This is a genomic window from Microbacterium helvum, assembly GCF_014779795.1.
Taxonomy (GTDB): domain Bacteria; phylum Actinomycetota; class Actinomycetes; order Actinomycetales; family Microbacteriaceae; genus Microbacterium; species Microbacterium helvum.
Map to the genome: position 1 here is coordinate 1 of NZ_JACXZS010000009.1, position 13,975 is coordinate 13,975.

General features: G+C 65.9%; 17 protein-coding genes and 1 pseudogene. 7 read left to right on the top strand and 11 right to left on the bottom strand.

All coding sequences use genetic code 11. From position 1 onward, the window contains the following. Nucleotides 1–72: 72 nt before the first annotated feature. Both IF188_RS20680 and IF188_RS13530 read right to left on the bottom strand, forming a co-directional pair. Nucleotides 73–258 carry a UvrD-helicase domain-containing protein gene (locus tag IF188_RS20680; protein ID WP_396652790.1) on the bottom strand — a complete coding sequence of 62 codons (186 nt, stop codon included), beginning with the start codon at nt 256–258 and terminating at the stop codon, nt 73–75. Next, entirely contained in the window at nt 255–1,952 is a 1,698-nt protein-coding gene (locus IF188_RS13530) for an ATP-dependent nuclease (RefSeq protein ID WP_191172340.1), read from the bottom strand. The genes IF188_RS20680 and IF188_RS13530 overlap by 4 nt, the downstream gene beginning before the upstream one ends. A gap of 548 nt (nt 1,953–2,500) precedes the next feature. Between IF188_RS13530 and IF188_RS13535 the strand changes: the two genes are divergently transcribed. Both IF188_RS13535 and IF188_RS13540 read left to right on the top strand, forming a co-directional pair. Beyond that, nucleotides 2,501–3,085 (top strand): hypothetical protein, encoded by a 585-nt coding sequence (locus IF188_RS13535; RefSeq protein WP_191172341.1) that lies wholly within the window; start codon nt 2,501–2,503, stop codon nt 3,083–3,085. A 67-nt stretch (nt 3,086–3,152) separates the two neighbouring features. Then, a complete protein-coding gene (locus IF188_RS13540; RefSeq protein ID WP_191172342.1) occupies nt 3,153–4,178 on the top strand; it encodes a beta family protein in 1,026 nt (341 codons plus the stop codon). On the opposite strand, the gene IF188_RS20685 is transcribed toward IF188_RS13540, so the two are convergent. Continuing rightward, entirely contained in the window at nt 4,060–4,716 is a 657-nt protein-coding gene (locus tag IF188_RS20685; protein WP_191172343.1) for a sce7726 family protein, read from the bottom strand. The genes IF188_RS13540 and IF188_RS20685 overlap by 119 nt on opposite strands. Before the next feature lie 275 nt (nt 4,717–4,991). Next, nucleotides 4,992–5,171 (bottom strand): MerR family transcriptional regulator, encoded by a 180-nt coding sequence (locus IF188_RS13550; protein ID WP_224751873.1) that lies wholly within the window; start codon nt 5,169–5,171, stop codon nt 4,992–4,994. A 116-nt stretch (nt 5,172–5,287) separates the two neighbouring features. Here IF188_RS13550 and IF188_RS13555 point away from each other — a divergent pair, with 116 nt between their 5' ends. Continuing rightward, a complete protein-coding gene (locus IF188_RS13555; protein ID WP_191172344.1) occupies nt 5,288–5,902 on the top strand; it encodes a hypothetical protein in 615 nt (204 codons plus the stop codon). A gap of 335 nt (nt 5,903–6,237) precedes the next feature. Here the strand turns inward: IF188_RS13555 and IF188_RS13560 are convergent. Beyond that, a pseudogene (locus IF188_RS13560) lies at nt 6,238–6,705 on the bottom strand (fibronectin type III-like domain-contianing protein); the annotation flags it as partial. An 81-nt stretch (nt 6,706–6,786) separates the two neighbouring features. Next, nucleotides 6,787–8,286, bottom strand: coding sequence for an alanine/glycine:cation symporter family protein (locus IF188_RS13565; RefSeq protein ID WP_191172346.1), 1,500 nt, complete (start codon nt 8,284–8,286; stop codon nt 6,787–6,789). A gap of 154 nt (nt 8,287–8,440) precedes the next feature. On the opposite strand from IF188_RS13565, the gene IF188_RS13570 reads away from it, so the two are divergent. Further along, nucleotides 8,441–8,659 (top strand): hypothetical protein, encoded by a 219-nt coding sequence (locus IF188_RS13570; RefSeq protein WP_396652791.1) that lies wholly within the window; start codon nt 8,441–8,443, stop codon nt 8,657–8,659. Beyond that, nucleotides 8,656–9,132: a CinA family protein gene (locus IF188_RS13575; protein WP_318152879.1), complete on the top strand. Its 477-nt coding sequence runs from the start codon at nt 8,656–8,658 to the stop codon at nt 9,130–9,132. The genes IF188_RS13570 and IF188_RS13575 overlap by 4 nt, the downstream gene beginning before the upstream one ends. A gap of 3 nt (nt 9,133–9,135) precedes the next feature. Here the strand turns inward: IF188_RS13575 and IF188_RS13580 are convergent, their stop codons facing one another. From IF188_RS13580 to IF188_RS13590, 3 genes are all read right to left on the bottom strand, one after another. Then, nucleotides 9,136–9,579, bottom strand: coding sequence for a hypothetical protein (locus IF188_RS13580; protein WP_191172347.1), 444 nt, complete (start codon nt 9,577–9,579; stop codon nt 9,136–9,138). A gap of 92 nt (nt 9,580–9,671) precedes the next feature. Continuing rightward, nucleotides 9,672–10,136: a pyridoxamine 5'-phosphate oxidase family protein gene (locus IF188_RS13585; protein WP_191172348.1), complete on the bottom strand. Its 465-nt coding sequence runs from the start codon at nt 10,134–10,136 to the stop codon at nt 9,672–9,674. Nucleotides 10,137–10,145: 9 nt separating this feature from the next. Further along, complete coding sequence (locus IF188_RS13590) at nt 10,146–10,661, bottom strand: GNAT family N-acetyltransferase (RefSeq protein WP_191172349.1); 516 nt, start codon at nt 10,659–10,661, stop codon at nt 10,146–10,148. Nucleotides 10,662–10,677: 16 nt separating this feature from the next. On the opposite strand from IF188_RS13590, the gene IF188_RS13595 reads away from it, so the two are divergent. Further along, nucleotides 10,678–11,247 (top strand): helix-turn-helix domain-containing protein, encoded by a 570-nt coding sequence (locus IF188_RS13595; RefSeq protein WP_191172350.1) that lies wholly within the window; start codon nt 10,678–10,680, stop codon nt 11,245–11,247. Between the two features lie 49 nt (nt 11,248–11,296). Here IF188_RS13595 and IF188_RS13600 read toward each other — a convergent pair whose 3' ends face one another. Both IF188_RS13600 and IF188_RS13605 read right to left on the bottom strand, forming a co-directional pair. Beyond that, nucleotides 11,297–11,716: a hypothetical protein gene (locus tag IF188_RS13600; RefSeq protein WP_191172351.1), complete on the bottom strand. Its 420-nt coding sequence runs from the start codon at nt 11,714–11,716 to the stop codon at nt 11,297–11,299. A 96-nt stretch (nt 11,717–11,812) separates the two neighbouring features. Next, nucleotides 11,813–12,790: a phosphotransferase enzyme family protein gene (locus tag IF188_RS13605; RefSeq protein ID WP_191172352.1), complete on the bottom strand. Its 978-nt coding sequence runs from the start codon at nt 12,788–12,790 to the stop codon at nt 11,813–11,815. 132 nt (nt 12,791–12,922) lie between these two features. On the opposite strand from IF188_RS13605, the gene IF188_RS13610 reads away from it, so the two are divergent. Then, nucleotides 12,923–13,936: an epimerase gene (locus tag IF188_RS13610; protein WP_191172353.1), complete on the top strand. Its 1,014-nt coding sequence runs from the start codon at nt 12,923–12,925 to the stop codon at nt 13,934–13,936. The last annotated feature ends 39 nt before the right edge of the window (nt 13,937–13,975 follow it).

Consider the following 13,975-nt stretch of genomic DNA (forward strand, 5'->3'; position numbering starts at 1 on the left):
TATGGTGAGACACGTCGAGGTCCTCGTGATGGAACAGCAGTTGGCGCTACTGATCCTCGGGGACCTCGACCCCTACCCGCCGACCATCACCCGGCGAGCCTCACCCCCACCGGATGTCCGAAGAGCCGCCAAACGCGTGACAAGGAGTTTCGTTTTGCCGCTTCCTGGCGGTGCGATCACAACGCAATGGCCCTCAACGTCCATTGCCGCGATTTGCGAGTCATTGAGCTCAGCGCAGGCGTCCCCGAGCGTGCTCACAGTGCAGTCCTTAAGAAGTCGAGGGCGCGCTGAAATGCGGCCGGTGCGGTTAGAGGCTCAGAGGCAAGACGTTGGGCGAACCGACCCTTGCCGCCTGCATGGTCGATCTCGTCCACGAGCTGTTTGCGCGAGGGAGACCCGTTCCAAGTCTCAATGCGCGACGGCGTATTCCTTGTGCCGAGCTCGGTGAGAACGACGTGGATTCGCTCAGCGTTCGAGGCTGTCCGATACAGGTCCACCTCCAGCGTGTCCTCACCAAGAAAGAGTCCGTGGCCGTCGAGTTCACCTGTGAGGCCCATGGCTTCAGCTAGTCGGCTGAGGCGGGTGCGACCTTCAAGTTCTCCGTCGTCCCCAGGATCACCGTCCGTCACAATCGCAAACGGAATCCCCAGAGAACCGCATAGTTTCGCGTACGAAAGGAAGTGAGTCCCGTGGATCGCGCAGACCGTGATCCCCTCCTTATTCAAGTCCATGCCGTGTTCGGATGCGAACGCCGGGACGAGCACTTCTTCCGCGTAGCCCTCAACCAGCAAGACCTTGGTTGCAAAGACCATCTCCGCCTGGGTTGCCCCTAAATACCGGTTGACGTCGCCCCATTCGCGCTCGGTCAGCGTTGCATCGGCGGCGGAGTGGGCAACGGTGCCGCCGTCCTTGCGCGACAAGCGCAGGAGAGCGCGGCCGTCCACCGCGCTCACGAGCTGGGGTGAGTGGGTCGTCACAAGAATCGACCTTGAGTCTGTGGGCGCGCCGATTGCCTCGAGAACACTCCGCTGGAGGTGCGGATGAAGGTGGGCTTCAGGTTCCTCTGCCACCACCAAGGTGTGGCTCACTTCTTTGCCCTCCAATCGAGCTTCGGAACCCAGCTGCAGAAGCACGAAGTAGAGAATGTTCAGCGAGCCAAGGCTGGCGGTGTCAAGGGAACGAGCCTGGGAGCCATCGACGTAGAGCGTCAATGCCCGGATCACCTCGTCAACCTGCGGCGGAACGGTTCGAAGTGACGCACCTAGTGCATGTCGAGGACCTACCGCGGCCTCGACTCGCCTCTCGACGGTGGTCGCAAGGTCCTCCACGTCCGGCAGGCCAACGACTTGGTCGTTCGCCTCCGATAGGAGGGCGCGCAGACGTGCGACTTCATCCGGGGGAATCTTTCCGATTACACGCTCTAGAAGTGAACGCAGCGGTGAACGTCGCCACGACCGTATGTCGCTTTCGACGTCCCGAAGCGCAGAGGTGAAGGCGACAAAGACTTCATCGCGGAGGTCGTTGGGAACGCGTCGGTTATCTTCGCCGTCGGCAAAGTAGACCCCATCGGTGTAAATGCCGTCCTTCTTGGGATCAGGAGCCCATTTGTAGGTGAGGCGTGCGACGGGCGGCTTCAGCTCGACGAGACCGTTCCCGAGCGTGGCCATCATTCGCTTGTCGTCGCTGAGTTCGTCGAGGTCAAGCGAGATGCGTATCTCGTACCCATCCACCATCGGGTCACCGCTGGGACAATCGAGGCCATCCCAGAAGTCCTTGCTGGAGAGTCGTCGATCCGCATAGGGCAAGCTCGAGTCGAGCACAAGCCGAATGGCCTGCAGCAGATTGCTCTTTCCCGCGCGGTTCTCGCCCACGATCACGACGGATCGTCCCAACGCTGTGTCCAGACTCGGGAGGTTTCTGAAGTTGTGAGTCCTGATTCGCGCGAGCCGCATGGTCTCACCGTATCCATCGCGGCGCTAGTCGAATCCTCGCCGCCCCGATTGCACCAAGACATGCTGCTCGTCTACGCAAGACCGCGCTTTGCGATTTCTGACGCGCGACATCGTCTCCACCATCGGTCGACTGGACGAAACGACCGCAGAAGCGCTGGGGAAGGCCATCGTGTCGGCGACCTGACGCTCCGATGCGGGTGGGTGGGATATCCGCGAGGCAACCACGGACTAGCTGTGGTGTCCACGGGGAGTAGGACTCCGCAGCCGATCTCACGCCTGCCGATGCGAAAACGGGACGTCGATTAGCCGAGCTCGCCTGGATGATGAGGGCCGGTTCGCGTGGGGCGGCCGGCTGTATCCGGACTCGCTCATCCTGGCCGCCGAGCCACCGATCTTCCACTGCTGCACAACGATCCGCGACCGGACACAGTCTCGGTTCGGGCGCCGGACGCCTTGCGAACGCTATCGTCAGATGGGTGCAAAGCATGTACCCTCTCACTCCCGATTCGGAGCACCTCACGCTCAGACCCGGAATGCGAAGGGTCACGGTGGAAACCGCGTCCACGCCGGAACTCATCGACCTCGCAAGCCTTCGATACGACTTCAGCTCCGCCAAGGTGTTCGCACAGTCCTATCTGTCACAAGACTTCGAGCTGCTAGGTCCAGAGCTTGGCGAGAGCGACGCCCTGTGGCTGGCCGCGTTGACACTCTACGGACGCGCATTCGCTAACGGATTGCGACACCGTGGCCGCGCCTACACCGACGGTCTGAGCACGGACATGCAGGAGGCCCACGACTACTTCATCGACACGCGAAACAAGTTCGTCGCTCACTCAGTGAACGCTTTCGAGATCGGTACCGTCTTTGTGGATCTCAACCCCCGCGATGAGGCGCCCGGAGTGTCCAGAATTGGAGAAGTTCACGCGAGCGTGACACGTTTGTCCCGCGAGATGGTGGAGCGGCTGAGCGCCTTATGCGAGCATCAAGTGAGGACCCTCACACGGCGCATCGAAGTGTTACATCAAGTGATCGGGCAGGAGCTTCTCACGATGGGAGAGGACGCGGTTTACTCTCTACCTGCCTTCACTCCTCCCGTGCCTGATGGTTCGAACCCTAGGTCTGCGCGCACATAGCTGGCACAAAGCTTCACGCGCGGCGTGTCCCTCCTCGCAACTGAGCCACATGTGTCGATAATTCGCCATGGTCTCCCCGAGCTTGCCCTTGCCTGCTGACGCGTACGTCCCGATTCTCAAAGGAAAGCGAGCCGAGCTAGACGCCGTGTCAGGCGCTCCAGCCGACAAGCTCGTGCCCCTCTTCGAGTTTCTCGACCCGGCGACGGCAAAGGATCTGCTTGCGCGTGCATGGTCCAATCCGGACGACGTCGTTTGGCTCCAGATCCTGAATGCGGACGGCGTGGAGGATGCCGCCTTTGCGGCTTCCCTAACCGCCCTCTACGACAGTCTGCGCGCCGCCTACCTGGCGGTCCCGGTGTTGACAACAACAGAAGAGCCCAACACACTGGCCGCACTGGCTGACATCGCAGCGACTGATGGCCGAGGCGTCAGCCTCCGCATCGATGTGGAAGAGCTCGTCGATGAGGCGGTCGACAGTGCGGCGGATATCGCGGCGACTCTAGACGGTCTCGATCTCACAGCCGATGTTGTTGATCTCGTGCTGGATGGCGGACTCCTCACCGGGTCTGCAACAATCCGGGCCGCGGTCGTCGGGCAAGCGATCCGGGAGCTACCGCACACCAACTGGCGGTCCATCGTGGTCTCCTTCTCGGCATTCCCGGCAGCAGTCGGCGACGTCGTGCCAAAGGGAACCGTCGCCGCATTGCCGCGCACCGATGCGGCCGCTTTCGTCGCTGTCCGTCGAGCAGTCGACCTTCCCATCGTGTTCAGCGACTATGCAGTCGGAGTTCCGACTTACGGCGGTGCCGCCTTCACACCGATCCCGAACATCCGTTACGCCTCAGATACGGACTGGTACGTGCATCGCGGTACGGAACGTGCGAACCCGGCCGCGCAGTACCGGTCACTAGCACGAGCGATCGTTGCTGCTCCGTACTACTCCGGCCCGTCATTCAGCCCGGGCGACCAACAGATCAGCGACGTTGCGACAGAAATCTCCGGGCCAGGAAACGCGACGACACACCTCCGTGAGGCGACTTCGCGTCACCTTCATGTAGTTCTTTCGCGACTCGCCACCCTTGGCGCGCCGTAAGAGCGTTAGTCACTATGGCTCGGAGCTGGTCACGCTCCGTCATCGCCGCGAGGCGCTCCGTGAGTTCGTCACGCGTCCGGCTTCGGTAACCGGCGGACGCCCCGAGCGAGTCGAGCGCCTGAAGGACTTCGTCGCGCCAGAGCAACCTTGCGAGTGCGAGGTTGTCACGGGACTGACGCTGTTGAGCGCGACGAATCTGTCGGTAAATCAGCGTGTCCTCGGGCGTGCGGTCAACCACCGCTAGCCCCCACCCACGCTTCAGCACTTGACGCGCTCTTGACAGGTGCCGCGACGTGACTACGAGAGTGCAGTAGTCAAACACGTCGCCGAACACGTCCATCTGCCGAGGTAGTCGGGTGAGCGTGTCCAGATCGCTCTTCAACTCATAGCCGAATAGATGATCGCCGATCACAGCGATATCAATGCGTCCGCGCTCGCCAACCACGAACTCATCGATGACTAGATCATGCAGAAGTCCGTCGCGCACCACAGCATCGTGGACTGCGGACCGGATCTCGAGTTCGGTCACCGGTGCCATGCTCACGATGCTAGCTCCCTCCGGTCTCCGCAAAGGCCTCGAACCGCTCGATGTGTTGCGCGTAGTTCGTCGGGTATGGGTGGTAGTGATCGGGTCCGCGGTAACGACGCTTGCGTGGCCAAGCCAACGACTGAACTGGCGCCCCCGGCAATGGTGGCCACGCTCTGAGCGCCGCGACTAAGCGACGTCCCACGCACTCCAGTCGTAGCATCGCCCAGCGCAACCGATCCCGTTTCATTCGGCACGGACGTCGGGCATCATGACCCGCGCCTCTGTCAAACCTCGACGCCGAAGGCCCGCAGCAGCGGGACGCGCGGGATCATTCGGCGCGGGCCGAGCTGGACCGTGGGGACCGTTCCGCTCTCGATGCCGAGCTTGATCGTGCGGTAATCGACGCCAACGAGCTTAGCGGCATCCTTCATCGTTAGTGCGAGTGAGTTCGCGGACTTGTTCATTGCCTTCTCCTTCCCGTGAGCAATACGTGACATCGCTTGCGCACACCGTACTCCCTCTGTGAGCAAAGCGCGACATGAATTGCTCACCGAGTCCGGATCGTGGGACACTCGCTGATGTGAGCGAGCTCTTCCTCGAAGCCATCGACCACGAACGGATCCACGTCGGAGACGGCGTGCATATGCCGTCAAGATGGGACGCCGTCTCGACCGGCGAGCCCGACAATCTGGGCACGATCCGTGTGGGCGTGGTCTATGACCAGAAGTTGCGACGGTCGGTCGCCGCATCCATCCGAGTGGATCGGTCGGGAGAGGGCGAGGAAGTCACCGCCGCCTCGCTGCGGGATGTCAGTGTCCTCCAGATCGTCCAGCGGTCCGCGGTTCGAGTGGTCACGGTGCAGCGCGACGAGGGGCCGTCGGCGACGTTGAGCGAGTACCTCGCCGACGTGCAAGCTCATGCATCTGATCGCGAGTCCGCCAAGACCGTCCTTGAGGCGGTGAGACTGTACCGGATCGCGACCGCGGTGAACATCGCGCCGCTCAAGCTCGTCGCGGACCAGCTCGGCGTGAGCGTCAGCACGGCCACTCGGCTGATGGCGCGGGCTCGCGAAGCCGGGCTCGCGGAGGACCTCATCACCCGCGAGACGTACAACCGGATGCGCGCCGACGAAGAGCAGCGGACCCGCCCGCACCAGTTCCCGGACTCTCCGCCAGGTCCCTCGCTCGGGCGCTGATAACACTGACGAACATCAACAAGCGTTGATGCACATTGCCAAGCAAAGTACGTCAATCTATGCAGAACGCTCAAACTCGGTCTCGCTACGCCACGCTCAATACAGTCGTGGCCGCATCTGCTTCTGGCATGGGCCAGGATGCCGCGCTATGACAGGGATTTGTGCCCGCATTTTGGCCGCGTCCTGTTCGCAGTTGGATGTTTTCGGACGTTGTTTGATGTCGTTCGGATCCCGAACACCCGTGTAATTCCGCGGAAGTTGTCGTTCCACGTCGTCATGCAGAATGCTAAAAACGTCTTCGAGTCCCTCCAGGGGCATTGTGAACGTGCGGCCCGTCAGACGCTCAGCGCCATCAGCTGCTCGAGTGCGGCATCCGGGTTCTCGACGCCGGGGAATCGCACGAACTGGCCCATGGGCATCGACTCGACCATCTTGAGCATGTTCTCGTTCTCGGATGCCGCCCCCAATTGCTGCTCGCTGGCTTCGGCCGTGATCGCCTGCATGAGCGCGGGTCCGACGACGGGGTGCGCGAACCAGTCGCCGACCGCGGATTCGAGGGTGAGCGGTTCCGGCTTGTCGGTGTCGCCTTCGAGTGGCAGTTCGACGGATGCCACGACCTCGGCGGAGGACCGGCCGAGCTCGACGCGATATGTGCCGGGCTGCACGCGCCACCTGTGCTTGACGGCATCCCAGTACGCGAACGCGCGGCGATCGAGAGGGAGTTCCACAACCTTGGACTCCCCCGGCTCAAGATGCACCTTGGCGAACGCGGCGAGCTCTCGCACAGGGCGGCGCACCGGCGACGCGGCGGGGGCGACCTATCGCCCAGCGTCGGCCGTGTGGCTCCGCTGGTCGCCCGGGCACTCCACGGCATGCGCGCCGATTCAGTCGTGAGGATGCAGGTGGTCCCGGTGCTTTTCGGCCTGACGTTCCTTCGTGGGCAGGTCGAGAGGTCCGGTGACGCTGAGCTCGTCCTCCCAGCACTCGACGCCCGTGACGCCGGGAAGCCGATCCCGCGTGAACACCGGGTCGCGGCCCTCACGCCTCTGGCCGGTGTAGTCCTTCAGCAGCCGGAAGGCGATGCCCGAGAGCAGACCGATCGCGATCAGATTCGTCAGTGCCATGAGCCCCATGACGCCGTCGGCGAAGTTCCACACCAGGTCCGCACCGGCGACCGATCCGACCAGCACCGCGGCCACGACGAGCAGGCGGTAGCCGGTGAGGAGTCCGCGGTTGGTCGAGATGAACTCGATGTTCGATTCGCCGTAGTAGTAGTTGCCGAGGATCGACGAGAACGCCAGCAGGAAGATGATGACGCTCAGCGCCACATTCGACCACTCGCCGAGTGTGCTGACCAGTGCCCCCTGGGTCAGACCGATCCCACGCGTGGCGCCGGCGAGGTCGGGCACCGAGACCAGGATGATGAACGCGGTGATCGAGCAGACCAGGAACGTGTCGAAGTAGACGCCGAGAGTCTGCACGAGTCCCTGTTTGACGGGATGCGTCACCGCGGCGCTCGCACCGGCGTTCGGGGCCGACCCGAGCCCGGCTTCATTCGAGAACATGCCGCGTTTGACACCCGTCAGCACGATGTACCCGAACGCGGCGCCCACCACTTCGTTGAACCCCCACGCCGAGGTGAAGATCTCGGCGAAGACCGGCCCGATCCGGTCCACGTGCAGCGCGACGACGACGATGCCGAGCAGCAGGTAGGCGATCGCCATGATCGGCACGAGGAACTGCGTCACCGACGCGATGCGCCGGACGCCGCCGAAGACCACGAGCCCCGTCAGCACGGCGATGCCGAGCCCGACTCCCCACGACAGCCACGGCACGTCCGCACCGATGCTGGACGTGACCGTGGCCGCGATCGTGTTGGCCTGCAGCGAGCTGAACGCGAACGGGAAACAGACGATGAGGATGACCGCGAACACGACGCCCAGCCAGCGAGCCTTCAGACCTCGCTGCATGTAGTACGCCGGACCGCCGCGGAAGCTGTCGGCGTCGCGGACCTTGAACAGCTGTGCGAGCGAGGACTCGATGAAGCTCGAAGCGCCACCGATGAACGCCATCACCCACATCCAGAACACGGCGCCCGGTCCCCCGACGGCGATCGCGGTGCCCACGCCGGCGATGTTGCCGACCCCGACGCGCGACGCGGCCGAGATCGTGAACGCCTGGAATGCCGAGACCGACTGCGGTTCGCCAGACTCCGTCCGCGGCGTCTTGTCGGTCAAAGTGCGGAACATCTCGGGGATCAGCCGGAACTGCACGACTCCGGAGCGGATCGTGAAGTACAGCCCGAGCAGCACCACCACGGGGAGGACGACCCAGGTCCACAGGTTGTCTCCCCAGGTCAGCAACCAATCGTTGACGGCATCCATGCCCGTCAGTATGGCGAACACGTGCGTGCTGCCGGGCGCGACCCGCGCGCCGCCCGGAACTCGCGGCGGAATCCGCACAACCGCGCTTGCCCACGCCCGGTCTGCGCGTCAACGGGGTTGGCAGGACCTCTCGCGGGGCGGTGGACTGGACGCGATGAAGAGCCGAGAGACCCACGACGTGACCATCCGCGACATCCGTGAAGACGACGCGGGCGAGGTGCTCACGCTGCAGCGCGCCGCGTTCGTGCAGGAGGCGCTCATCTACGACAGCATCCAGATGGCGCCGTTCACGCAGACACTCCGAGTGATGGTGGATGCTGCAGCCCCAGCGGACCCCGTCCACCGCACATCAGGTGGGATGGTGGTCGTGTGAGCACTCCGACCGACCGGCTCGCCGACCTGATGCGCCACCGTGCCCTCACAGTCGGCGTCGCTGAGTCGCTCACCTGCGGCCTGCTGGCGAGCGAGATCGGCAAGGGCGCGGACGCTGCGGACTGGTTCGCAGGCGGGGTCGTCGCCTACCAGACCGCGGTGAAGGAGCATGTGCTGGGTGTGCCCGCGGGGATCGATCCGTGCTCGGCGGAATGCGCCGCTCAGCTCGCCCGAGGGGTGCGGGAGCTGCTCGGGGCCGACATCGCGGTCGCGACGACCGGCGTCGGAGGGCCGGACAGCGAAGACGGGCATCCGCCGGGGACGGTGTTCGTGGGGTGGGCCGACGCCGAAGACTCCGGCGCCGAGCTGCTTCAGCTGTCGGGTGGTCCCGACGACGTGCTTCGGACCACGGTCGAGCGCGCCGTCCTCCGGCTCGTCGACCTCGCCGAACGAGCCTCAGCAGGGATGGGATGAGCGTCAGCTCACGTACCAGTCGCCCGTGTTGACGCCGGGGCGATGATGCATCCTGCCGCCGTCGATGGGCGCGGTCTCATGACCGACCAGCTCCTGCAGCCACAGCGGGCGGTCGTCGATGGCCACCGACCCTGCACCGGTCGTGAAGTACGCCACGATCGGCGGACTCGAGACGAACGCGGCCGCGAAGGCGCCCGCGCCGCTCAGCCCCACGATCGCGGCCCGCGCATGCAGATCGCGCATCAGCGCGGCGAACGCCCAGGGATCGTCCGACACCGGCACGGCCGGTGCAACGGGCAGCTGCGCGCACAGCTCATCGACGAGCTCCTGCCGCAGCGCCGGATCCAGGAGAGTGAACGCGACGGCATACGCCTTGTCGGCGACACTCGCCGGCACGTTCCCCAGCGCATAGGCATATCGTGCGATCTGCTCGTCGTCGCTGATCACGTGGGAAGTGTGCCGCCGCTTCACGATTCCTCCTGCTGGTGTGCGCCAGGGTACGCCACCGAAGAGCCTCATGACAGACGTCCCACGGGCGATCACATCACGCGCAGCCGCTCGTCGTGATCGTCGAGCACGAAGGACTCCAGCGGGACGGCCCGGTACAACCGGTGCCTCGCGGGCTCAGTGAGCTCCCCCGCCTTCCATGCGGCCAGTCCCCGCGCGATCGACCGCTCATTGTAGACCGCGAGCGCCTCATCGAATTCCGCCCCTTCGGCGCGCGCGGCGAGCGCAGACACGTAGAACGCGCTTCCTTCGCCTGGGGCCCGGCTCGAGTCGAAGACCACGAACGACACCCGGGGGTTCTCGACGATGTTGCGCGAGTGCAGCGCCCCCGGCTTCGAGGCCCACACGAACAGCTCCAGCCCGCGCGACGCGAACCACACCGGAGACGCCCACGGGTGACCGCCCACGCCCGCCGTCGCCAGGGTGAGGTACGAGTTCGCGCCGACCAGGTCGAGGGCCACGCGCGCGGCATCGAAAGTCACCGATCCGGACGTCATGCGCCCAATCTACGACGGTCGCGTCGATCGGTCCTCGAGCGAGAGCTCCAGGATCACCAGGTCGAGTCGCTCGCCGAACTTCGTCCCGATCTGCCGCAGGAATCCGGCGCGCGTGAAGCCCAGGCGCTCGTGCAGGCGGATCGACGCGCTGTTGCCGGACTCGATATCGGCGAGCATGACACGCATGCCCGCGGCCCGGGCGAGGCGGATGAGCTCGCTCAGCAGCAGGGTGCCGATCCCGCGCCCGTGGAACGCATCGTCGAGGTAGATCGAGTCCTCGACGGTGTAGCGGTATCCGGACTTGACGCGCCAGGGTGCGTACGTGGCGTAGCCGGCGACGATCCCGTCGACATCGGCGACGATGACGGGATGCCCCGCCGCATGGCGATCTGCCAGCCACTGCTCGCGCTCGCGGCGATCGACCGGTTCGTCAGTCCAGATCGCACGCGAGTGAGCGATCGCGTGATTGTGGATGGCGAGGATCGCGTCGAGGTCGCGGTCTTCCGCGCGTCGGATCGTGGGCACACAATATAGTAGACAGATGTCGCAGATATCAGCTACTCCAGACGAGCTGGATGTCGGCGGGGCCTTGCGCAGCGCACGAGAGCGACGCGGCTGGTCGGGCGGCGAGCTGGCGGCCGCATCCGGAGTCTCGCGAGCGATGATCGACAGGATCGAACGCGGAGCGAGCAGCCCCACCGCGACGCTCCTCGGCAGACTGGCCACAGCCCTCGGACTGACGGTCTCGAACCTGCTCAGCAGGCCGGCGGCAGCCGAGCGCGGCGTGCTTCGCGCGGCAGAGCGCGCCTTCTGGACGGATCCGGACACCGGTTACCGCCGCCGCCAGGTCGCGGCGACCCCGGCGTTCCCCGTGGATGTCACCGAGGTGACGCTGCCGCCAGGGGCACGGGTGGCGTATCCCGCCGAGACCTATGCGTTCAGCCGCCACCTCGTGTGGGTGACGGACGGCACGCTGACCTTCCATGAGGGCGTCACGGTGCATCGGCTGACGGCCGGTGACCGCCTCGTCCTCGGCGAGGTCGTCGAGTGCGCCTACGAGAACAGCGAAGACGAGGACTGCACCTACGTCGTGGTCGTGGCACCGGTCTGAGCCCGCTGCCCGCCGCCGGTCGGCGGGCGACCGGTCAGCTGGCGACCGGTCAGCGGCCGACCGTGAAGTCTCCGCTCGCCGAGGCACAGCTCCCGCTGCCCGCACCGCTGCAGAACGAGTAGTCCCAGTTGTCGACGCGCGCGAAGGCATCGCCCTCGGGAAAGTCCGTCGGCAGCCGGACCGTCACCTCGAACGACCCGTCGAACGGAGCATCCGTCGTGGCCAGCGCGAGCGGCTCGTCACCCGCACCGACCGGCGCGACGGCGATCGACCACCCGCCGTCGGGCATCGTCACGTCGCACGGGGTGTCGGACGACAGTGTGATCATGTCGCCCGGAGCGACCGTGGACGGCGAGACCACGATCACGGGAACGCACCCTTCCGCAGGAACGCCGCTCCAGCTGCACCCGCTGAGCGCCGTGGCGAAGAGCGCGACGACAGCGAGGACCGCAGCAGTGCGACGCGACATGGGATCACCTTAGAGGGCGCGGTGTCGTCTCAGACGTCTGCGAAAGTATCAGCCGTCGTCAACCGCAATCACCGAAGTCGCGGGAGAGCCCACGCGTCAGCGGCGCTCGCACGCGTCCAGCATCGCGAGTGACCAGCGCAGCGACCCGTCGAGCCGCGCCGCGAACTCCGGATTGACCCGTGCCATTCCGACGCACCACAGGGCGAATGCGACCTGGCGCAGCGCGATGTAGTCATCGATCGCCGTCAGATCGACCGTCCGGCGGCCGAGATACCCCGCCTGCAGCGCAGCGAGGTAGGCGGGGTAGTCGGGCCGGAGGCGGAACTCCCATACGGCGACCGCGAGCTCATACAGCCTCGGTCCGGTGCCGCAGTCGTCGAAGTCGATCAGCTTCACCCGCTCACCGTCGAAGACGGCGTTTCCGGGATGCAGGTCGGCATGGATGAGGCCGACGTCGCGGTCGGCCGCCATGATGTCGGCCAGGCGCACGGCGACCGATTCGAACCGCGCGCGCACCGCTGCGGGCAGCAGACGCCAGCATTCGCCGGCGGTGATGTCGCCGTAGACCATGACGTCCCCGAAGAAGGTGTCGTGGTCCCACGCGATGCGGACGAAGCCGGGCGGCGGGGTCCACACGTCGGCCTGGTGGTGAAGCACCGCCATCGCCTCGCCGAGCCGTCGCAGGTGGACCGGCCGCGCTGACTCCTCATAGATGCGGCCGTCCATCCAGCGCAGCACCGAGCACACCCGCGACTCCCCCGCGGCGGCGGCGACCACGGTGTCGTCGCCGTCGCGGGTATGAAGCGGCTCAGGCACGTCCAGGTCGGTGTCGGCCCGGATCGCGCGCAACCATGAGATCTCGGAGTCGATCGCGGCGGCGGCATCCACTCCCTGCCCGTGGCGCTGCAGGCGATGCACGCGCACCAGGAAGCGGCCGGCGGCGCTCTCATGCCGGAACGTGGTGTTCTCGCCGTGGGTGACGAACGTCAGTCGCCCGTCGGGCAGCGCGTACGACGCAAGAGCGGCGAGCGCGACGGCACGCAGGCGTGCGATCTGCGATCGGCGAGAAAGCATGCCCACACTGTGCCGTGATCTGCCGGGCGCGGCAAGGAGGCGCACGCCGGCGACGACGTCGAGGGACGCCACCGGCTTTGCCGACCGGCGCGCAGGTTTTTGAACATGTTCAGAAAGCGGTAAAGTCATGGCATGGGCACGGAGGGCGGGCGACGTACCGCGGTGATCGCGGGCGCGAGCGGCTTCGTGGGACGCGCCGTCGCCGAGGCGTTCGCCGCCGACGGATACCGCCTGCAGCACATCGGCCGCAGCGCGGACACCACGTGGAGCGACGCCGACGGCATCCGGTGCGCGGTGGACGGTGCCGACATCGTCCTCAATCTCGCGGGGAAGTCCGTGAACTGCCGCTACACCGACCTAAACCGGCACGAGATGCTCGACTCGCGTGTGCGCACCACCGAGGCGCTCCGGACGGCGATCGGCACGGCCGAGCGGCCGCCGCGGGTCTGGCTCAACGCCTCGACAGCGACGATCTACCGGCACGAGATGGAACGACCGAACACCGAGTCCACCGGTGAGATCGGATCGGGGTTCTCGGTGGACGTGGCGACGTCGTGGGAGCGCGCATTCTTCGCGGGCGACCTTCCTGGCACGCGACGGGCCGCACTGCGCATGGCGATCGTCATCGGCGACGGCCCGGCGACGCGGATGCTGCTCGCGCTCGCACGCACGGGGCTCGGCGGTACCCAGTTCGACGGGTGGTGCCCGCCCCACCGCCGCTATCGCGGCATCGGCGAGCATCCGACGGGTCCCGACCGCGCGCCCTGGCATCGCACGCACGGGCGCCAGCGATTCAGCTGGGTCCACCTCGACGACGTCGTGCGCGCCATGCGGTTCATCCGCGACCAGGAACAGCTCGAGGGTCCGATCAACCTCGCGTCGCCGCATCCCTCCGACAATCGCACGCTGATGCGCAGCCTTCGCCGCACGGTCGGTGCCCCGTTCGGGCTTCCAGTCCCGCGCTGGATGCTCGAGGCCGGGATGTGGGCGATGCGCTCGGAGGCGGAGCTGCTCGTCAAGAGCCGCTGGGTGCTGCCCGAGGCGCTGCTCGCCGCGGGGTTCACGTTCGCGCACCCCGACCTGGACGAGGCGCTGAGCGACGTGCGCGATCGCATCCGCCGCGGCGATGGCGGTCAGCTGCCCTGACACGGAGGCACCCGTCGCGGTACCGAGCACGCGTCGGCG